At 61.4% G+C, this 19,461-nt stretch carries 20 protein-coding genes and 1 other RNA gene; 9 read left to right on the plus strand and 12 right to left on the minus strand.

What is annotated here, in order from left to right; translation table 11 throughout:
• Window positions 1-18: 18 nt before the first annotated feature.
• The 4 genes from JH25_RS11715 to JH25_RS11700 form a co-directional block, all read right to left on the minus strand.
• The gene (locus JH25_RS11715) at window positions 19-1,137 is read right to left on the minus strand and encodes an ABC transporter permease (protein ID WP_032878820.1); all 1,119 of its coding nucleotides are present in this window, start codon (window positions 1,135-1,137) and stop codon (window positions 19-21) included.
• A complete protein-coding gene (rbbA, locus tag JH25_RS11710; RefSeq protein WP_032878822.1) occupies window positions 1,137-3,854 on the minus strand; it encodes a ribosome-associated ATPase/putative transporter RbbA in 2,718 nt (905 codons plus the stop codon). The genes JH25_RS11715 and rbbA overlap by 1 nt, the downstream gene beginning before the upstream one ends.
• Entirely contained in the window at window positions 3,851-4,816 is a 966-nt protein-coding gene (locus tag JH25_RS11705) for an HlyD family secretion protein (protein ID WP_032878823.1), read from the minus strand. Before JH25_RS11705 ends, rbbA begins: the two co-directional genes overlap by 4 nt.
• 68 nt (window positions 4,817-4,884) lie before the next feature.
• Window positions 4,885-5,334, minus strand: coding sequence for an EVE domain-containing protein (locus JH25_RS11700; RefSeq protein WP_032878824.1), 450 nt, complete (start codon window positions 5,332-5,334; stop codon window positions 4,885-4,887).
• Window positions 5,335-5,528: 194 nt separating this feature from the next.
• Here JH25_RS11700 and JH25_RS28685 point away from each other — a divergent pair, with 194 nt between their 5' ends.
• Entirely contained in the window at window positions 5,529-5,675 is a 147-nt protein-coding gene (locus tag JH25_RS28685; RefSeq protein ID WP_005792392.1) for a hypothetical protein, read from the plus strand.
• A 7-nt stretch (window positions 5,676-5,682) separates the two neighbouring features.
• On the opposite strand, the gene JH25_RS11695 is transcribed toward JH25_RS28685, so the two are convergent.
• From JH25_RS11695 to JH25_RS11685, 4 genes are all read right to left on the minus strand, one after another.
• Window positions 5,683-6,312 carry a 5-formyltetrahydrofolate cyclo-ligase gene (locus JH25_RS11695; RefSeq protein ID WP_032878825.1) on the minus strand — a complete coding sequence of 210 codons (630 nt, stop codon included), beginning with the start codon at window positions 6,310-6,312 and terminating at the stop codon, window positions 5,683-5,685.
• 58 nt (window positions 6,313-6,370) lie between these two features.
• Window positions 6,371-6,549, minus strand: a non-coding RNA gene (gene ssrS, locus JH25_RS28145) — 6S RNA.
• A gap of 30 nt (window positions 6,550-6,579) precedes the next feature.
• The gene (locus JH25_RS11690) at window positions 6,580-6,897 is read right to left on the minus strand and encodes a cell division protein ZapA (RefSeq protein ID WP_005792389.1); all 318 of its coding nucleotides are present in this window, start codon (window positions 6,895-6,897) and stop codon (window positions 6,580-6,582) included.
• The gene (locus JH25_RS11685; protein WP_003177365.1) at window positions 6,894-7,103 is read right to left on the minus strand and encodes a TIGR02449 family protein; all 210 of its coding nucleotides are present in this window, start codon (window positions 7,101-7,103) and stop codon (window positions 6,894-6,896) included. Before JH25_RS11685 ends, JH25_RS11690 begins: the two co-directional genes overlap by 4 nt.
• 138 nt (window positions 7,104-7,241) lie before the next feature.
• Between JH25_RS11685 and JH25_RS11680 the strand changes: the two genes are divergently transcribed.
• The 8 genes from JH25_RS11680 (at window position 7,242) to gcvH (ending at window position 16,225) form a co-directional block, all read left to right on the plus strand.
• Window positions 7,242-7,799 (plus strand): YecA/YgfB family protein, encoded by a 558-nt coding sequence (locus JH25_RS11680; protein ID WP_032878826.1) that lies wholly within the window; start codon window positions 7,242-7,244, stop codon window positions 7,797-7,799.
• Window positions 7,800-7,819: 20 nt separating this feature from the next.
• Window positions 7,820-9,142: a Xaa-Pro aminopeptidase gene (gene pepP / locus JH25_RS11675; protein ID WP_032878828.1), complete on the plus strand. Its 1,323-nt coding sequence runs from the start codon at window positions 7,820-7,822 to the stop codon at window positions 9,140-9,142.
• Complete coding sequence (ubiH, locus tag JH25_RS11670; protein ID WP_032878830.1) at window positions 9,139-10,326, plus strand: 2-octaprenyl-6-methoxyphenyl hydroxylase; 1,188 nt, start codon at window positions 9,139-9,141, stop codon at window positions 10,324-10,326. Before pepP ends, ubiH begins: the two co-directional genes overlap by 4 nt.
• Before the next feature lie 61 nt (window positions 10,327-10,387).
• The gene (locus tag JH25_RS11665) at window positions 10,388-11,605 is read left to right on the plus strand and encodes a 2-octaprenyl-3-methyl-6-methoxy-1,4-benzoquinol hydroxylase (RefSeq protein ID WP_164699558.1); all 1,218 of its coding nucleotides are present in this window, start codon (window positions 10,388-10,390) and stop codon (window positions 11,603-11,605) included.
• 160 nt (window positions 11,606-11,765) lie between these two features.
• Window positions 11,766-12,770, plus strand: coding sequence for an extracellular solute-binding protein (locus JH25_RS11660; protein WP_032878835.1), 1,005 nt, complete (start codon window positions 11,766-11,768; stop codon window positions 12,768-12,770).
• Between the two features lie 162 nt (window positions 12,771-12,932).
• Complete coding sequence (locus JH25_RS11655; RefSeq protein WP_032878836.1) at window positions 12,933-14,549, plus strand: ABC transporter permease; 1,617 nt, start codon at window positions 12,933-12,935, stop codon at window positions 14,547-14,549.
• A 156-nt stretch (window positions 14,550-14,705) separates the two neighbouring features.
• Window positions 14,706-15,788, plus strand: a complete 1,083-nt coding sequence (gene gcvT, locus JH25_RS11650; protein WP_032878838.1) for a glycine cleavage system aminomethyltransferase GcvT — start codon at window positions 14,706-14,708, stop codon at window positions 15,786-15,788.
• Between the two features lie 53 nt (window positions 15,789-15,841).
• Window positions 15,842-16,225, plus strand: a complete 384-nt coding sequence (gene gcvH, locus JH25_RS11645; protein WP_032878840.1) for a glycine cleavage system protein GcvH — start codon at window positions 15,842-15,844, stop codon at window positions 16,223-16,225.
• A 144-nt stretch (window positions 16,226-16,369) separates the two neighbouring features.
• Here gcvH and JH25_RS11640 read toward each other — a convergent pair whose 3' ends face one another.
• The 4 genes from JH25_RS11640 to JH25_RS11625 all read right to left on the minus strand — a co-directional run bounded on the left by JH25_RS11640 (window position 16,370) and on the right by JH25_RS11625 (window position 19,437).
• Window positions 16,370-17,512, minus strand: coding sequence for a DegT/DnrJ/EryC1/StrS family aminotransferase (locus JH25_RS11640; protein WP_032878841.1), 1,143 nt, complete (start codon window positions 17,510-17,512; stop codon window positions 16,370-16,372).
• Window positions 17,513-17,676: 164 nt separating this feature from the next.
• Window positions 17,677-17,991, minus strand: a complete 315-nt coding sequence (locus JH25_RS11635; RefSeq protein WP_003176799.1) for a DUF2388 domain-containing protein — start codon at window positions 17,989-17,991, stop codon at window positions 17,677-17,679.
• A gap of 68 nt (window positions 17,992-18,059) precedes the next feature.
• The gene (locus JH25_RS11630) at window positions 18,060-18,506 is read right to left on the minus strand and encodes an NfeD family protein (RefSeq protein ID WP_005792377.1); all 447 of its coding nucleotides are present in this window, start codon (window positions 18,504-18,506) and stop codon (window positions 18,060-18,062) included.
• A 10-nt stretch (window positions 18,507-18,516) separates the two neighbouring features.
• Window positions 18,517-19,437 (minus strand): SPFH domain-containing protein, encoded by a 921-nt coding sequence (locus tag JH25_RS11625; RefSeq protein WP_003195285.1) that lies wholly within the window; start codon window positions 19,435-19,437, stop codon window positions 18,517-18,519.
• Between the last annotated feature and the right edge of the window lie 24 nt (window positions 19,438-19,461).

Here is a 19,461-nt window from a genome sequence, read left to right on the forward strand (position 1 = left end):
GAGGTCCTGCCAGGCGTCTCAGGAAGCCAGGCTCTTGCGAAACCGCGCCAACGCCACCGCAAAAAACACCAAGCCAATCGCCGTCAGGGCCAGCAAGTCTGGCCACACCACGCTCAACCCCGCATCCCTGAATAGAATCGCTGCACTCAAGCTTACAAAATGCGTCGATGGCGAGCCCTGCATCACCCACTGCAACCATTCGGGCATGCTATCCAGCGGCGTACTGCCGCCAGAGAGCAACAGCATGGGAATGATCACCGGGATCGCCAGCAGGCCGAACTGCGGCGTCGAGCGGGCGAGAGTGGCGAGGAAGATCCCCAACGCAGTACTCGCAAATAAATACAGGGCCGTCACCAGCAGGAACAGGCCCAATGACCCGGCCAGCGGCACGCCGAGCAAGCCTTTGACCACCAGTTCCAGGGACAGCCACGTACACAACACCACCACCAGCATGTTGCTCCAGATTTTTGCCAGCATGATCTCCAGCGCGGTCAGGGGCAGCACCAGCAGATGGTCGAGGGTGCCGTGCTCGCGTTCGCGCAGCAGGGCGGTGCCGGTCAGCACGATGGCGAGGATGGTGATGTTGTTGACGATCTGGATCACCGCCAGGAACCAGCCACCTTCCAGGTTGGTATTGAACAACGCCCGGGTGGTCAGCAGGGCCGGAGCTTTGCCGGCAGCATCGGCCTGGCTGCTGTAGGTCAGCAGTTCGCGTTGGAAAATCCGCCCGATGTAACCCGCACCCATGAATGCCTGGCTCATCGCCGTGGCATCAACGTTCACCTGCACCCCCGGCTGGCGCCCCGCCAGCAGGTCGGCCTGGAAATTCGCCGGTACATTGACGACGAAGGTGTATTGGCCGCTGTCCATGACCCTGTCCAGCTGGTCGTAGGCCAGTGGCGCCGGCGCCTGGAATTCCGGTGGTTGCAGGGCCTCGGCCATTTGCCGCGAGAGCGCGCTGTGATCTTCATCGACAAAGGCCACGCTGGCGTTGTGCACGCCAATCACTGAACCGGCAGCGGGCATGTAGATCGCCACGGTGAAGGCGTAGAACAGAAATAGTAGCAACACGCTGTCGTGGCGCAGGCTGGTGAGTTCCTTGAGCCCCAGGCGCAGGATATGGGCGAGCTTGTGCATCAGGCCTCCTGCTTCTTGAGCATCACCAGGCTCAGCCCGGTGAAACCGACGAAAAACCCGAACAACGCCAGGCACTGCGGCCACAACTGCCGCAGGTCCAGAGCCTTGGTGAAGGTGCCCACCGCAATATCCAGAAAGTGCCCGGCCGGAAACAGCGTGCCCATCAGCGCCGCCGCACCTTCCAGGGACGAACGCGGCACGATCAGCCCGGAAAACTGGATGGTCGGCAGGCTGGTGATAATCATGGTGCCGAGGATCGCCGCGATCTGGGTACGGGTGAACGCCGAGATCAGCAGGCCCATGCTCGTGGTCGCCAGTACGTACAACAGGCCACCGAAAGCCAGGGTCAGGCCGCTGCCTTTGAACGGTACACCGAACAACCAGCGGTTCATCGCCACCAGCAGCGCCAGGTTGACCAGACTGACGGCCAGGTAGGGCGCCTGTTTGCCCAACAAAAACTCCAGGCGTGTCAGTGGCGTGGCATAGAAGTTGGTGATCGACCCCAGTTCCTTCTCGCGCACGATGCCAAGGGCGGTGAGCATGGCCGGAATAAACGCCAGAATCAGCGCCATCACGCCAGGGCCAATGGCATTCACGCTGACCACGTCCTGGTTGTAGCGAAAGCGTGTTTCAAGCTTGACGGCGGCCCGGTTGTTCAAGGGTAAGCTACTGAGTTCAGCCAGTTGCGCAAGGTTGCCCTGGTGCACGGCCTCCACGTAGTTGCGGCTGGTTTCAGCGCGAAACGGCATGCCGCCGTCGAGCCAGGCCGCGACGGTGGGCTGGCGGCCGGCGTAGAGGTCACGGCCAAAGCCGGGTGGGATCTCCAGGGCCAGCTTGATTTCCGAACGTTGCAGGCGCCGGTGCAATTCGTTGGCGTCGCGAATGGGTGCTTGCTCGGCGAAATAGCGCGAACTGCGAAATGCCTCTAGATAGGCGCGGCTTTGCGGGGTCTGGTCCTGGTCGTAGACGGCGAAGGCGAGGTTTTCCACGTCCAGGGAAATCCCGTAGCCGAAGATCACCATCATGAACATCGCCCCGAGCAGGGCGAAGGCCATGCGTACCTTGTCGCGCAGCAGCTCCTTGCCTTCGCGGCTGGCCACGGCTAACCACCGCGCCAGGCTGAAGCCGTGTTTGCTCGCGGGCGGCGCGTGGGCATCGTTGACCGTTGCACGGGGCGCGCTGGATTCGGGTTCGCCCTGGGCCTGCTCCAGGCAGGTGACGAAAGCCGCCTCCAGGGTATCGCCGTGGAACTGCTGTTGCAGCGCCTCGGGCGTGTCGCAGGCCAACACCTTGCCGGCATGCATCAAGGAGATGCGGTCGCAGCGCTGGGCTTCGTTCATAAAGTGGGTGGACAGGAAGATGGTCACGCCTTGTTGGCGCGACAACTCGATCAGCAACCGCCAGAAATCATCCCGTGCCGCCGGGTCGACACCCGAGGTGGGCTCATCGAGGATCAGCACTTCCGGGCGATGCAGCACCGCAACCGCCAAGGACAAACGCTGGCGCAGGCCAAGGGGTAACTCGCCGGAGGGCTGTTCGGCCACTTCACCCAGGTCGAAACGTTGGATCAGTTCATCAATGCGCGGACCGCTGTCGGCCTTGGGCAAGTCGAACAGTTGCGCATGCAGCACCAGGTTCTGGCGCACGCTCAGTTCGCCATACAGCGAGAAGCTCTGCGACATGAAACCTACGCGCTTGCGGGTCGCCAGGTCCTTGGCGTCCACCGGCTTGCCCAGCAGGATTGCACTGCCCTCGGTGGCCGGCATCAGCCCGGTCAGCACTTTCATGGTGGTGGTCTTGCCGCAACCGTTGGAACCGAGGAAGCCGAAGATCTCGCCGCGGCCAATGGCAAAGCTGACGTTGTTCACCGCGGTGAAATCGCCAAAGCGCAGGGTCAGGTCGTGGGCTTGAATGGCGATATCGGCGTTGCCGCCTGTGCGCGGTGGAATTACCAGCGGCTGGCTGTCGTGAGCACTGTCGCCCTGGAAGTGGGTGAAGGCCTCATCCAGCTTGCCGCTGGGCGTTATCGCCGCCAGTTCGCGGCTCAGTCCATCGGCGATCAACCTGCCACGGTCGAGCATCAGGCAATGCTCGAATTGCTCGGCCTCTTCCATGTAGGCGGTGGCCACCAGCAGTGTCAGTTGCGGGCGCTCACTGCGTACGCTATCTACCAGCTCCCAGAAACGCCGGCGGGACAGCGGGTCGACGCCGGTGGTGGGCTCGTCGAGGATCAACAGGTCCGGATCATGGATCAGCGCGCAGCACAGGCCGAGCTTCTGCTTCATACCGCCGGAGAGCTTGCCTGCCGGGCGCTCGGCAAAACGTGCGAGGTCGGTGGCGAGCAGCAGGTTGTGCATGCGCTGGTCGCAATCGGCTTTCGACAGGCCGAACAAGGTGGCGAAGAAACGGATGTTCTCGCTGATGGACAGCTCGGGGTACAGATTGCCGCCCAGACCCTGGGGCATAAAGGCGATGCGCGGGTACAGGCTGTTGCGATGGCGACGGTCTTGGATAGAACCGCCGAGCACCTGCAACTGGCCCTCCTGCAGCTTTTTAACCCCGGCGATCAGACCCAGCAGGCTCGACTTGCCGGCGCCGTCCGGACCTATCAACCCGCAGCGGGTACCGGCTGGCAAGCTGAAGGCAACGTCGAGCAGTGCCTGTTGCTTGCCGTAGCGGTGGTTGATCCCCGTGGCGTGCAGCGCCAGGCCGCTCATTGCAGGTTGGCCGGCCAGTCGACATCGGCCGTGCGTACATAGCCCGCGCCGGGCATGCCCGGTTTGGCTTGTGGCACGGCGCTGGGCTGAGTCAGGCGCAATTTGACGCGGAACACCAGTTTTTGCCGCTCATCGCGGGTTTCGACTTCCTTGGGAGTGAACTGGGATTTGGCCGCGACAAAACTGATTTTGGCCGGCAGCGCTTGCTGGGGCAGGGCGTCGAGCAGGATGCGCGCTTCACTGCCGACGGTCAGGCGGCCGGTGACGGATGCGGGCAGGTAGAGATTCATGTACTGGTCATTGGGGTCAATCAGCAGCAACACGCGACCACCCGCGCCGAGCACTTCGCCCGGCTCGGCCAAGCGCAATTGGATGATGCCGTCGATGGGCGCACGCAGGCTGCTGTCGTCGATTTCGCTGGTGAGTTGGGCGACTTGGGCCTGGGCCGCACCGATCGCGGCCTTCACTGCGTTGACTTGGGCTTGGGCCGCGATCACCGCCGCATTGCCGGTGTTCTGGCGCGCCTGCTGCTGGTCGATCAATTGGCTGCTGGCAAAGCCGCGCCGGTACAGCTCTTGGGTGCGCTTGAGTTCCTGGCTGGCCAGCAGTTGCTCGCTTTGGCGCAACTGCACGTTGGCTTCAGCAGAGGCGAAGTTTTCCCTGGCGCGTAACACCTCTGCTTCGGCCTGGGCGCGCTGGGCTTGCAGGGTGCGGGTGTCCATGCGTGCCAGCAACTGGCCCTTGAGCACTTTGTCGCCTTCATCCACGTGCACTTCGGCCAGGCGCCCGGGGATCTTGGCGGCGATTTGCACTTCGGTGGACTCCAGGCGCCCATTGCCCATGCTCAAGCCCTCGGGCAGGCGGTCCTGGGTCGAACGCCAGTAGCCAAAGGCCCCCGCCCCCAGCAAGAGGACGATCAGGGCGATGGCGAACAGACGGGACGTATGGTGGTTCGTAGACATGGCTGCATCCTGCGGCGTTAGCGTCCAGTGTGATGGGTTTGGCCCGTGAGGGTCTTGATATCGGTCAGTTAAAGCAGCTGAAGGATGGCCGTCCATTGTTCAGGCGTGACCGCCATGACCGAAAGCCGGCTACCTTTCTGCACCAGCGGCATTTCGGCAAGAGCGGTTTGCTGCTTTAGATAGCCCAGGCCCAGCACCTTGGGGAAGGTGTTGACGTGGCCCACGGTGATGGCACTCCACGGATTTTTCTCCGCACTGGCCTTGGCGTCGAAATAATGGCTGTCCGGTTCCAGCGCTGTAGGATCCGGGTAGGCGGCCTCGACGATTTTGCCGATGCCGGCAATCCCTGGCTCCGGACAGCTGGAGTGATAGAAGAAAAACTCATCGCCCACCGCCATGGCGCGCAGAAAGTTGCGCGCCTGATAGTTGCGAACCCCATCCCAGCGCGCTTCGCCGAGCTTTTCCAGGTCCTCGATGGACAATTCGTCAGGCTCGGATTTCATCAGCCAGTAGGCCATTTTTGGGCTCCTGAAAAAGGCATTGGGCAAGTTGTCGGGCAATTGCATGACAAACCGACAGTCGGTTGGCGTCAAGGTTTGCGTGTTGGTTCACGTTACCGCAGAATGCGCGCTTTTAGGCTTGGCGCAGCTGCAACGGACTACTTTGGAACGTTGTTGTCATCGTGTACGAGGTGCCTGAAGGGGGGCAATCGATGCAACGTAAACCGGATTTACTATGGATTTTGGTTATTTTGTTTGGTCTGGGCGTTGTGACCACCGGGTATGCCCAGAGCTTGTGGTCGAACAAGGCCGACGCACCGGTTGAACTCTCGCCAGTGCAGCAACAATTCAAGCGTTAATAAGGCTTCAAGGCGTCGCTGGTTCCAGCGACGTTTGTGCAACATACCAGTGCTTATCGGTGACAGTGCCCGCCAGCGGCACGTCCCAACTTGCCTGCGCCAAGCGGTCTACCTGCTGACATTCATGGGCCAACCCCAGCAAGGTCGGCTTGCGCCAGCTTTTGCGCCTGGCCAGGTAGGCCAGGCTGCGGTCGTAGAATCCGCCACCCATGCCCAGGCGTCCGCCTTCGCTATCGAACCCCACTAACGGCAACAGCACCAGGTCGAGCGCCCAGACTTTGCGCTGCTGGTGGACATTGACCCGCGGCTCAAGAATGCCAAAGCGGTTGGGCGACAACTTATCCCCAGGCCGCACGCGCTGGAACACCATCTTGGTGCGCGGCCAGGCACTCAGTACCGGCAGATAGGTGGCCTTGCCACGGCGCTGCGCCGCGCGCAGCAGCAGGCGCGGATCGATTTCGCCGTCCGTCGGCAGGTATAAGGAAATATGTTTGGCCCGGCGAAACAGCGGGTGCTGCGCCAGTTGCCGGTACAGGCCAAGGGCGGCCTGGCGCTGCTCGCTCGGCGTGAGGGCACGGCGGGCCTTGCGCAACATGCGTCGAAGTTGCGGACGGGACAGCGGCGCAGGTTCGGTCATGGCTTATCGGCTCATAAAACAATGCCAGTCCTGGGACTGGCATTGAGTTTGGGAATTCAGGCTCCCCGACAGAGCCGCTGTCGACTTAGCCCTTGAACCCGAAAGTTCAAGGTGGAAGAAGCAGTAGGCTTTAAGGCTTTCCGTCTAGCGGACATGCACACCAGCCCAACGTGCAACTTCCAGGGTAGTGCGAATCGGCTCAGGGACATCGCCGACTGGCAAACACGCCAGGGAGTGGGGCGAGTATACCTTAAACAGACTCGGCAATCAGCCCTTGGGTGCGTCGGAATCGGTGGAAAGCACCAGATCCACGCGCTCGAGCAGGTCACGCACTTGCTCGCGGGTCGAGCCGCTGGCCTGCACGTCAGGGCGTTCCTGCTTGTGCAGCAGATCGTGGGTGATATTCAGCGCGGCCATCACGGCGATGCGGTCGGCGCCGATCACTTTGCCGCTGCTGCGGATTTCACGCATCTTGCCGTCCAGGTAACGCGCAGCGCTCACCAGATTGCTGCGTTCTTCCTGGGGGCAGATGATCGAATATTCTTTGTCGAGGATCTGCACGGTAACGCTATTGCTTGAACTCATGAGTCTTGCTCCAGGGCCTTCAGGCGCGAAATCATCGATTCGACCTTACGCCGGGCGATTTCGTTTTTTTCAATGAGGTGAGCGCGTTCCTCGCGCCAGGTCTTTTCCTGAGCTAATAGGAGTCCGTTTTGACTCTTTAGTTGCTCGACCCGATCAATTAGCAGTTCGAGTCTGGCCATCAGCGCTTGCAGGTCGGTGTCTTCCATTGGGTTCCACTGGATTTGTCTGATGAATGGCAACTGCAGGATAAACGATCTGACGCCCTCGATAGTCTTGGTGCGTCTGCCGGTGCTAGGATACAGCGCTCCATTCTAGACATTGCGCCGTCTGGCGCCTAGCTCACCATGCCCATTCAGAATTCCCCGTACGACGCTTTTTCCAAACTGCTGAGCACCAGCGGTCACCCATGCTCGCCTGCCGAACTGCACGGCGTGCTGTTGGGCCGCAGCTGCACCGGCGTGGGCTTTGATGCCGACAACTGGCTGGCCGACGTGGCCGAGCTGCTGGAAACCGAACCGACCGAAAACGTGCGTAACGCGCTGATCGGCCTGCAAGAGATGGTCAAGGGCGAGCTGACCGGTGACGACGTCACCGTGGTTCTGCTGCTGCCGACCGACGACGCCCCACTCACCGAGCGTGCTGCTGCCCTGGGCCAGTGGTGCCAGGGTTTCCTCCACGGTTTCGGCGTGAACGCCGGTGGCCTGGAGCTGGGCACCGACGCCAAGGAAGTGCTGCAGGACCTGGCAGCCATCTCCCAGGTGCAAGATGCCCTGGAAGAGTCCGAAGACGGCGAAGGCGACTACATGGAAGTGATGGAATACCTGCGCGTCGCGCCGTTGCTGCTGTTCACCGAGACCAAAAAGTCTGCTGAACCTGCTGCACCCAAGCCTTCGCTGCATTAAGAAAGGAACCCCATCTGCCCATGATTCATATCCCCAAAGCGGAATACACCCGTCGCCGCAAGGCGCTCATGGCGCAGATGGAACCCAACAGCATCGCGATCCTGCCGGCAGCCGCCGTGGCCATCCGCAACCGCGATGTCGAGCACGTGTACCGCCAGGACAGCGACTTCCAGTACCTGAGCGGTTTCCCCGAGCCCGAAGCGGTGATCGTGCTGATGCCCGGTCGCCAGCATGGCGAATACGTGTTGTTCTGCCGTGAGCGCAACGCTGAGCGCGAGCTGTGGGACGGCCTGCGCGCCGGCACTGAAGGCGCGATCCGCGACTTTGGCGCCGACGACGCATTCCCTATCACTGATATCGACGACATCCTGCCCGGCCTGATCGAAGGCCGCGACCGGGTATATTCGGCCATGGGCAGCAATGCCGAATTCGACCGGCATGTGATGGAGTGGATCAACGTGATCCGTTCCAAAGCGCACCTGGGCGCCCAGCCACCGAACGAATTCGTTGCCCTGGATCATCTGCTGCACGACATGCGCCTGTATAAATCGGCGGCAGAGGTAAGGGTGATGCGCGAAGCAGCGCGCATTTCCTGCGCGGCCCATGTGCGGGCGATGCAGGCCAGCCGTGCGGGTTTGCATGAGTTCAGCCTGGAGGCCGAGCTGGATTACGAGTTCCGTAAGGGCGGTGCGAAAATGCCAGCCTACGGTTCCATCGTCGCCGCCGGACGCAACAGCTGCATCCTGCATTACCAGCAGAATGACGCGCTGCTCAAGGATGGCGACCTGGTGCTGATCGACGCCGGTTGTGAGATCGACTGCTACGCCAGCGACATCACCCGCACCTGGCCGGTCAACGGCAAGTTTTCGCCTGAGCAAAAGGCGATCTACGAGATTGTGCTGGCCTCCCAGGAAGCCGCCTTCAAGCAGATCGCACCGAACAAGCATTGGAACCAGGCCCATGAGGCTACCGTGCAGGTCATCACCGCCGGCTTGGTGAAGTTGGGGTTGCTGCAAGGTGACGTTGACGAACTGATCGCCAGCGAAGCCTACCGCGCTTTCTACATGCACCGCGCCGGCCACTGGCTGGGCATGGATGTGCATGATGTGGGCGAGTACAAGGTCGGCGGTGAATGGCGAGTGCTGGAAGTCGGCATGGCCTTGACCGTGGAACCGGGCATCTATATTTCCCCGGACAACCAGAACGTGGCAAAGAAATGGCGTGGCATTGGCGTACGCATCGAGGATGACGTGATAGTGACCAAGCAAGGCTGTGAAATCCTGACCGGCGCGGTGCCCAAGACCGTTGCCGAGATCGAAGCACTGATGGCGGCTGCCCGATGAGCCGGGTCAACCTGGCGATTATTGGTGGTGGCCTGGTGGGTGCCAGCCTGGCCCTGGCGTTGCAGGCTGGGGCCAAGGCACGTGGCTGGAAGATCGTGCTGATCGAACCCTTTGCCCCGGGCGACAGCTACCAGCCCAGTTACGATGCGCGTTCTTCGGCGCTGTCCTTTGGTGCCCGCCAGATTTATCAGCGTCTGGGCCTGTGGCAGGACATTGCCCGCCGCGCCGAACCGATCAAGCAGATCCACGTATCGGACCGCGGGCGTTTCTCTACCGCGCGCTTGTCCGCCATGGAAGAGGGCGTACCGGCTCTGGGCTATGTGGTGGAAAACGCCTGGCTGGGCCAATGCCTATGGCAAGGCCTGGATAAAGACGTCGTCGGCTGGCGCTGCCCCGCGGAAGTCACGCGCATGGAGCCGCTGCCTGATGGCTATCGCCTGACCCTCAACGATGAAACCGTGCTGGAATGCGACCTCGCGGTGTTGGCCGACGGCGGCCGCTCCGGCCTGCGCGAGCAACTGGGCATTGGCGTGAAGACCCGGCCCTACAACCAGAGCGCACTGATCGCCAATATCACCCCGAGCGAAGCCCACAATGGCGAAGCGTTCGAGCGCTTTACCGATGAGGGGCCGATGGCCTTGCTGCCGCTGCCGGACAACCGCTGTGCGCTGGTCTGGACCCGCATCGGCATGGACGCCCAGCGCCTGGCCGACCTTGACGAGCGCAGCTTCCTGAGCGAGTTGCAGGGCGTACTCGGTTATCGCCTGGGCACCCTCAAGCAAGTGGGCGCCCGTCATCTGTACCCGCTGACCCTGGTGGAAGCTGAAGAGCAAGTGCGCTCGCATCTTGCGGTCCTCGGCAATGCCGCCCACAGCCTGCACCCGATTGCCGGGCAGGGGTTCAACCTGTCCCTGCGCGATGCCAATGCCTTGGCCGAAGCCTTGTTGGCCGGCCCGGCAGTGCCAGGTGACCTGGCGACGTTGCAAGGCTATCGGGATCGCCAGCGCCTGGACCAACAACTGACCGTAGGCTTTTCCGATCAGGTCACACGCTTGTTTGGCAGCGGCCAGCCGCTAATGGCGCTGGGCCGTAACCTGGGCTTGCTCGGCCTGGATCTGTTGCCGCCGGCCAAACGCTGGTTCGCCCGCCAGGCCATGGGGCTGGGGGTGCGCTCCGATGTTTGAGCCGGCCCATCACTTTATTGGCGGCCTGTGCCGCACACGAGACAAGGCTTAAAGCATGGACATGCGCGCAGATGTGCTGATTGTCGGGGCCGGAATGGTCGGAAGCGCCCTGGCGCTGGCGTTGCAGGGCAGCGGCTTGCAGGTGCTGCTGCTCGACGGCAGCCCGCTAAGCGTCAAACCGTTCGAGCCGGATGCGGCATTTGAACCGCGGGTGAGCGCGTTGTCCGCTGCCAGCCAGCGCATCCTCGAACGCCTGGGCGTGTGGGACGGCATCGTCGAGCGTCGCGCCAGCCCTTACGGCGAGATGCAGGTGTGGGACGGCAGCGGTACCGGGCAGATTCACTTTTCGGCAGCCAGCGTGCATGCCGAGGTGCTCGGGCATATCGTCGAAAACCGTGTGGTGCAGGATGCCTTGCTGGAGCGCTTGCACGACTGCGACCTCGGCCTGCTGGCCAATGCGCGCCTTGAGCAGATGCGCCGCTCCGGCGATGACTGGCTGCTGACCCTGGCTGACGGGCGCAAATTGCGTGCGCCGCTGGTGGTGGCCGCCGATGGCGCCAACTCCGCAGTACGCCGCCTGACCGGCACCCCGACCCGCGAGTGGGATTACCTGCATAACGCGATCGTCACCAGCGTGCGCAGCAGCCAGCCGCACCAGCGCACGGCCTGGCAACGCTTTACCGATACCGGCCCGCTGGCGTTCCTGCCGCTGGTACGGGATGGGCAGGAAGATTGGTGTTCGATTGTCTGGTCGACCACGCCGGCTGAATCCGAGCGCCTGATGGCCCTGGATGATGAACGCTTCTGCCGGGAGCTGGAGCGCGCCTTCGAAGGGCGCCTGGGCACTGTGATCAGCGCCGACCCGCGAGTTTGCGTGCCGTTACGCCAGCGCCATGCCAAACGCTACGTGGCCGAAGGCCTGGCACTGATCGGTGATGCTGCCCACGTTATTCACCCGTTGGCGGGGCAGGGCGTGAACCTGGGCTTTCTTGATGCGGCGGTATTGGCCGAGGTGTTGTTGGCGGCCACCGAGCGCGGCGAGCGCCTGGCAGATGTTAAGGTGCTGAGTCGTTACGAGCGGCGGCGCATGCCCCACAACCTGGCGCTGATGGCGGCAATGGAAGGCTTTGAGCGCTTGTTCCAGGCGGATCAACTGCCGCTGCGCTGGCTGCGTAATGCCGGCCTGAAAATCGTCGACCAGATGCCCGAAGCCAAGGCAGTGTTTGTGCGCCAGGCGCTAGGTTTGACTGGCGATCTACCAGAACTCGCTAAACCCTGAATTGAAACACAGTCCCCTGTGGGAGGGGGCTTGCCCCCGATGAGGCCCTCAACCCTCGCGCATATTCGGGCTGTGCAACATCTGGTAACGCCTCCACCGAGCGTTACCAAATGTGAGTCCTTATCATTTGCCCTCAATTTGCAAATGAGAGACCGCACCCATGTTGGCACCCAAGCGCCTCCTGACTGCCCTGGCACTCACCCTGATCGGCAGCACCACCGTGCAGGCAGCCGACGAAGTCGTGGTCTACTCCTCGCGCATCGATGAGCTGATCAAGCCGGTATTCGATGCCTACACCAAGAAGACCGGGGTGCAGGTCAAGTTCATCACCGACAAGGAAGCGCCGCTGATGCAGCGCATCAAGGCCGAGGGCGAGAACGCCACCGCCGATCTGCTGCTCACCGTCGACGCCGGCAACCTCTGGCAGGCCGAGCAAATGGGCATCCTGCAACCGTTCACTTCCGCTGTGATCGACAAGAATATCCCGTTGCAATATCGCTCATCGGCCCACGCCTGGACCGGCTTGAGCCTGCGTGCGCGCACTATCGCCTATTCCACCGAGCGGGTGAAACCGGGCGAACTGACCACCTACGAAGCCCTGGCAGACAAGCAATGGGAAGGCCGCCTGTGCCTGCGTACCGCGAAAAAAGTCTACAACCAGTCACTGACCGCCACGTTGATCGAAACCCATGGCGCGGCCAAGACCGAAGAGATCGTCAAGGGCTGGGTCAACAACCTGTCCACCGACGTGTTCTCCGATGACATCGCCGTGCTGGAAGCCATCAATGCCGGACAGTGCGACGTGGGTATCGTCAATACCTACTACTACGGCCGCCTGCACAAGCAGAAGCCGGATCTGGCGGTGAAACTGTTCTGGCCGAACCAGGGCGACCGTGGCGTGCATGTGAACCTGTCGGGCATCGGCCTGACCAGGCACGCGCCGCACCCGCAAGCGGCCAAGGCACTGGTGGAGTGGATGACCACGCCTGAGGCGCAGAAAATCTTTGCCGACGTGAACCAGGAGTTCCCGGCCAACCCGGCGGTACCGCCATCGGCGGAAGTGGCGAGCTGGGGCAAATTCGTGGCCGATACCTTGCCGGTAGAAGTGGCGGGCAAGCGCCAGGCTGAAGCCATTCGCCTGATGGATCGCGCTGGCTGGAACTGAATGTGTAAATTGCCACAGATCTAAATGTGGGAGGGGGCTTGCCCCCGATAGCGGGGTATCAGTCTAATCATCATTGACTGGCACTCCGCTATCGGGAGCAAGCCCCCTCCCACATTGTTTTGTGTTTGTCTTCGAATAGTCTGTTCTATAGAGAGCTTTTCCTTGGCCCACCCCGCCCAACGCCGCTGGTACCTGCCGGTCTTCACCGTCGCCGCCCTGGTGCTGCTGCCGCTGAGCGTGCTGCTGCTGTCCTGGCAAAGCATCGACCACCAGATCTGGTCCCACCTCTGGGACACCCAGATGCCGCGCTTGCTGGGCAACACCCTGACCCTGGTACTCGGCGTCGGTATTGGTGTGACGCTGCTGGGCGTGAGCCTGGCTTGGCTGACCAGCCTCTGCGAATTCCCCGGGCGACGTTGGCTCGATTGGGCGCTGATGCTGCCCTTTGCGATCCCGGCTTATGTGCTGGCCTTCGTGTTCGTCGGTCTGCTGGATTTTGCAGGGCCCGTGCAAACCCTGCTGCGCGAATGGTTCGGCAATGGGCTGCGCTTGCCGCGAGTGCGCTCCACCAGCGGCGTGATCATCGTGTTGGTGCTGGTGTTCTATCCCTACGTTTACCTGCTGGCGCGCACGGCGTTCCTGGCCCAGGGCAAAGGCTTGATGGAAGCGGCGCGGGTATTGGGGCAATCGCCATGGCAAGCATTCTGGCGCGTGGCGTTGCCGATGGCGCGACCAGCGATTGGTGCCGGTGTGGCCCTGGCGTTGATGGAGACCCTGGCAGATTTCGGCGCCGTCTCGGTGTTCAATTTCGATACCTTCACCACGGCTATCTACAAAACCTGGTATGGCTTTTTCAGCCTTTCCAGCGCCGCGCAACTGGCCAGCCTGTTGCTGCTGGTTGTGATGTTGGTGCTGTATGGCGAGCGGCGCGCGCGCGGGGCCAGCCGGCCGAGCAATGAGCGGCCACGCGGCAAGGCGTTGTACCACCTGCACGGGTTCAAGGCCGTGGCGGCCAGCGCCTGGTGCGGCCTGGTATTTGCCTGTGCGTTTGTGATCCCGATGCTGCAACTGGTGGCCTGGTTCTGGCAGCGCGGGCGCTTCGACCTGGATGAGCGCTATACGGGCCTGATCGTCCACACCCTCTACCTGGGTGGTATTGCCGCGCTGATTACGGTCAGCGTGGCGATGATCCTGGCCTTTGCCAACCGCCTGGCGCCGACCCGGGCGATTCGCTCCGGTATCAGCCTGGCCAATGTCGGTTATGCCTTGCCGGGCTCGGTGCTGGCGGTGTCGATCATGCTGGCGTTCAGCTACCTGGACCGCGAACTGGTGGTGCCACTGTCCGGCTGGCTGGGCGGCGCGGGCAGGCCCTTGCTGTTGGGCAGCCTGTCGGCATTGGTGCTGGCTTACCTGGTACGGTTCCTGGCAGTGGCCTACGGGCCTTTGGAAAACAGCCTGGCGCGCATTCGTCCGTCATTGCCCGAAGCTGCACGCAGCCTTGGGGTGAGCGGTCCACGACTGTTTTGCAAAGTGTATCTGCCGTTGTTGTTGCCCGGCACCCTGAGCGCGGCGCTGCTGGTGTTCGTGGATGTACTCAAGGAAATGCCCGCGACATTGCTGATGCGCCCGTTTGGCTGGGACACGCTGGCGGTACGGATCTTCGAGATGACCAGTGAAGGTGAATGGGCGCGGGCTTCTTTGCCGGCGTTGACCCTGGTGCTGGTCGGGTTGTTGCCGGTCATCGGGCTGATCCGTCGCTCTGCTCGGCAAATCGGTTAGGTGCCAGTCCTACGGCATGAGGCTACAATGCGCGGCATTCGGTGCGCTCCGTCTTTCGGATCGACCTGCTGTATGTGGCTGCGGGCCTTGTAAATCAAGGTGTTCGGCACAAGTGGCAGCTCTGCGCACCTTCGCCAAGCCCGGAAGGAGAAACCCATGGGACAGCGTACGCCTTTGTATGACCTGCATCTCGCCCTCGGCGCGAAAATGGTCGATTTTGGCGGTTGGGATATGCCTTTGCATTACGGCTCGCAGGTTGAAGAACACCATCAGGTGCGGCGCGACTGTGGGGTGTTCGATGTATCTCATATGACCGTAATCGATGTCACCGGCCCTCAGGCCAAGGAATGGCTTCAGCACCTGCTGGCCAATGACGTCGATCGATTGCACGGCTGCGGCCGTGCGCTGTACAGCGCCATGCTCAACGAGCAAGGCGGAGTGGTGGACGATATGATCGTCTACCGAACCGAAACCGGGTACCGGCTGGTGGTCAATGCCGCCACCCGCGATCAGGATATGGCCTGGATGCAGGCGCAACTGGGCGCTTACCAGGTGCAGCTGCATGAGCGGTCCGAATTAGCCATGCTTGCCATCCAAGGGCCCCACGCCCGGCATAAGATCGCCGAACTGGTGACTCAGTCCCGTGGCATCCTGATCCACCAGCTCAAGCCGTTCGAAGGCCATGCCGACGGCGACTGGTTTATCGCCCGTACCGGCTACACCGGCGAAGACGGCCTGGAAATTGTCCTGCCCGCCGACCAGGCACCGGGTTTTTTCAACGATCTGGTGGGGGCGGGCATTTCACCTATCGGCCTCGGCGCCCGCGATACCTTGCGCCTGGAGGCCGGCATGAACCTGTACGGCCAGGATATCCATCAGCAGGTATCGCCCCTCGCGGCCAATATGGCCTGGAGCATTGCCTGGGAACCTGCCGGGCGCAATTTTATCGGTCGTGCTGCGCTGGAAGCGGAAAAGGCGGCCGGTGTGCAGTTCAAATTGGTCGGGCTGGTGCTGGAAGAGCGTGGAGTTTTACGCGCTCACCAAGTGGTTCGTATCGCCAATGTTGGCGAAGGAGAGATCACCAGTGGTAGTTTCTCGCCTACGCTAAGCAAATCCATTGCCCTGGCGCGCGTACCGGCGGCGACTGCCGACCGGGCCGAAGTGGAAATCCGCGGCAAGTGGTACCCGGTTCGAGTGGTCAAGCCGACCTTCGTACGCCATGGCAAAACCTTGATCTAACTATTTTCCGGCAGGCCAATGGCCGCTGACATTTCTTCTTGAGGACACAGACTATGAGCAATATCCCTGCCGACCTGCGTTTTGCCGAAAGTCACGAATGGGCCCGTCTGGAAGCTGATGGCACCGTGACTGTCGGCATCTCCGACCATGCACAGGAAGCTTTGGGTGATGTGGTGTTTGTTGAACTGACTGAAGTGGGCAAGGTGTTTGCCGCTCAAGATCAGGCGGGTGTGGTGGAGTCGGTCAAAGCAGCTTCGGATATCTACTCGCCGATTGCCGGCGAAGTGATTGCTGTCAACGAAGAGCTGAGTGGCAGCCCTGAGCTGCTGAACTCTGACCCTTATGGCGCCTGGATCTTCAAGCTCAAGCCAAGCGACAAGGCTGAACTGGACAAACTGCTGGATGCCGCCGGCTACAAAGCCGCCATCGGCGACTAAACGCAATAGCTGCAACAGCACACATCAATGTGGGAGCTGGCTTGCCTGCGATTGGATCACCCGTGTATCACCGATACACCGAGGTGCCTGCATCGCAGGCAAGCCAGCTCCCACAGTTGATTGGGGTGTGCCTGCTGGTTGTGTTCAGTCTTTCTTCAGTACCGCTTTAACCGCCGCTACAGCCCGCTCCACATCCGCCTCTGTCATTGCCGTGAACATCGGCAACGACACGATCAAACGCCCAACACGCTCCGCCACCGGGAACATGCCTTCCTTGAAACCCTGTGCCCGATACAGGCTCAGCAAGTGGATCGGCGGGTAGTGATAGCCAATGCCAACGCCGTGGGCCTGCATCTGCTCCATGAACGTTGCGCGAGCAGGCAAGCCGTCCTGGCGCTCCGGCAACACCAGTTGGAACAGGTGCCAGTTGCTGTTCTCGAAATCCGCCGGCGGCAGTTGCGCGCCATATTTCTCTTCGAAGTCACTGCCAAAGCACTGGAAGTAGTGGCGTGCCAGGTGCTGGCGGTGGGCCGTGATCTTCTCGATATGCGCAAACTGCCCCAGGCCAATGGCGGCGGCGATGTCGGTCATATTGAACTTGCCGCCCAGGACATCCACATCCAGGCCATCGAAACCGGTGCGGGTCACGCCCTGCAGGCGATACTTCTCTGCCAGGCGAGCCTCCTCGGCGTTGTTCAACACCAGGCAGCCACCCTCGGATGAGGTGATGTTCTTGTTCGCCTGAAAGCTGAACGACACGAAGTCACCGGTTGCACCGATGCGTTCCCCGTCCCAGCTGGAGCCCAAGGCTTGCGCGGCGTCTTCGACGATACGCAGGTTGTACTTGTTGGCCAGCGCGTAAAGCATCGGCATGTCCAGGGGCAAGCCCGCCAGGTAGACCGGGATGATCGCTTTGGTACGTGGTGTGATTGCCGCCTCAACCTGGGCCAGGTCAATGTTGCGGGTAATCGGGTCGATATCGGCGAACACTGGAGTAGCGCCGACTTCGAGGATGACGTTGGCGGTGGCCACCCAGGAAATCGGTGTCGTGATGACTTCATCCCCAGGCCCGATACCGGCGATGCGCAAGGCGATCTCCATGGTGCAGGTGCCCGAGTTGAAGGTGCGCACCGGCCTCCCGCCAAAGTATTCCGACAACTGCGCCTCGAACGCCTGCACTTTTGGCCCGCTGGTGATCCAGCCGGAACGCAGGACATCGCCGACTGCCGAAATGGTGGCTTCATCAATGGTCGGTTTGGAAAACGGCAGGAAAGGCTGTTGGCTCATGACGAAGAAGGCATCCGTTCAAGATAGGCGATGAATGTTAAACGTGTCAGTAACGCATGGTTGCACGGCAAGACTGAATATAGCCTGTCGCTTATGAACGATTCGTCATAGGGCAGGCAAAAAAATGCCGCTTGAAAAAGCGGCATTTTTTATCGGTGCGGCTGTTACTCGGTTACAGCATTCTTCGCCAGGATGGCGTTAGCCAGTTCCATGTCCGTGGCCTGAAGGCCAGGGTTGTCGGCGCGGACCTTCTGCATGGCCGCTTCCAGGTACGGGCCGCGGATGCCGCCGTCGCTGGCGACGAAGCTGCCCGCGTCGTCCTGGGCGGCGACTACCAGCTTGTGGTCCTTGAATGTCAGGTAAGTCGAGCCAGTGGTGGCGCCCGACGAGATGACATTACGCCAAAAGCTATCGGCCATGGCTGAGCCGACAGGTAGGGAAAGCACAGCGAGGGTTGCGACAGCATATTTAAGACGCATGATGGGTGACTCCGGTGGGTTATCTGTACGTTTTGATTGTAGTTAAGTCGATCCAGTTCCATCACTGACTAAACAGTTTCAACCTCTAAAATCACCCCATCCTGGCCAACCACGCGTACTTGAGCGCCTGCTGGGGCATCGGCACCGGTGACCATCCACACGCCATCGCCGACTTTAATCTTGCCCCGGCCATCCACAATCGCCTGATGCACCATGAAGGTGCGCCCGATCAATTCGGAGCCGCGCTCGTTCAACCCCGGTTGATCGCTGACCTTGGCGCTGCTGCGTTGGCGCTTCCACCAATACACGGCCGTCAGGATCGACAGCATGGCGAACAGCAGCAGTTGCCACTCCAGCCCGAGTGGCGGGACCAGGAACTTGATCACCCCCACTGCGGCCGCGGCGATACCCATCCACAGCAGGTAACCGCCGGCGCCGAACACCTCAAGAATCAACAGCACGGTGCCCAGCGCCAACCAGTCCCAGAACGACAAATGCAGCAAAAAGTCCCACATGGTGTTGGCCTCAGCCTTTCTGGTTGCCAAAAGTTGCCTTGACGATTTCGCCTATACCGCCCACGGCGCCAATCACCTGGCTGGCTTCCAGCGGCATCAGGATGACCTTGCTGTTGTTGGCCGACGCCAGCTTGCCCAAGGCATCGATGTATTTTTGCGCGACGAAGTAGTTGACCGCCTGCACATTGCCCGACGCGATGGCTTCGGACACCACTTGTGTCGCTCGAGCTTCGGCTTCGGCCTGACGCTCACGTGCTTCGGACTCCAGGAACGCGGCCTGGCGGCTACCTTCGGCTTCAAGGATCTGCGCCTGCTTCTTGCCTTCGGCCGTCAGGATCGCCGACGCACGCAGGCCCTCGGCTTCGAGGATCTGTGCACGCTTGATTCGCTCGGCTTTCATCTGGCCGGACATGGCGGCCATCAGGTCGGCAGGTGGGCTGATGTCCTTGATCTCGATACGGGTGATCTTGATGCCCCACGGCGCAGTGGCTTCGTCCACGGTGCGCAGCAGCTTCTCGTTGATGCCATCACGCTGGCTGAGCATGGCATCAAGCTCCATGGAGCCCAGGACGGTACGGATATTGGTTTGCAGCAGGTTGCGGATTGCGTGTTCGAGGTTGTTGACCTCGTAGGCCGCCTGGGCGGTGTTGACCACCTGGAAGAAGCACACGGCATCGATCTGCACGGTGGCGTTGTCGGCAGTGATGACTTCCTGGGGCGGAATATCCAGCACGCTTTCCATCACGTTGATCTTGCGACCGATGCGGTCCATGACCGGGATGATGATGTTCAGGCCGGGCTTGAGGGTGTTGGTGTAGCGTCCGAAACGTTCGACGGTCCATTGGTAGCCCTGGGGCACCACTTTGAAACCCATGAACAGGATGGCGATGGCCAAGCCCACAAAAAGAAGCAGTACGGTTCCGATCTGCATAGCGATTCCTTATCTGAAGATGTC

The sequence above is a fragment of the Pseudomonas sp. BRG-100 genome (assembly GCF_000737955.1).
Classification (GTDB): Bacteria; Pseudomonadota; Gammaproteobacteria; order Pseudomonadales; family Pseudomonadaceae; genus Aquipseudomonas; species Aquipseudomonas synxantha_A.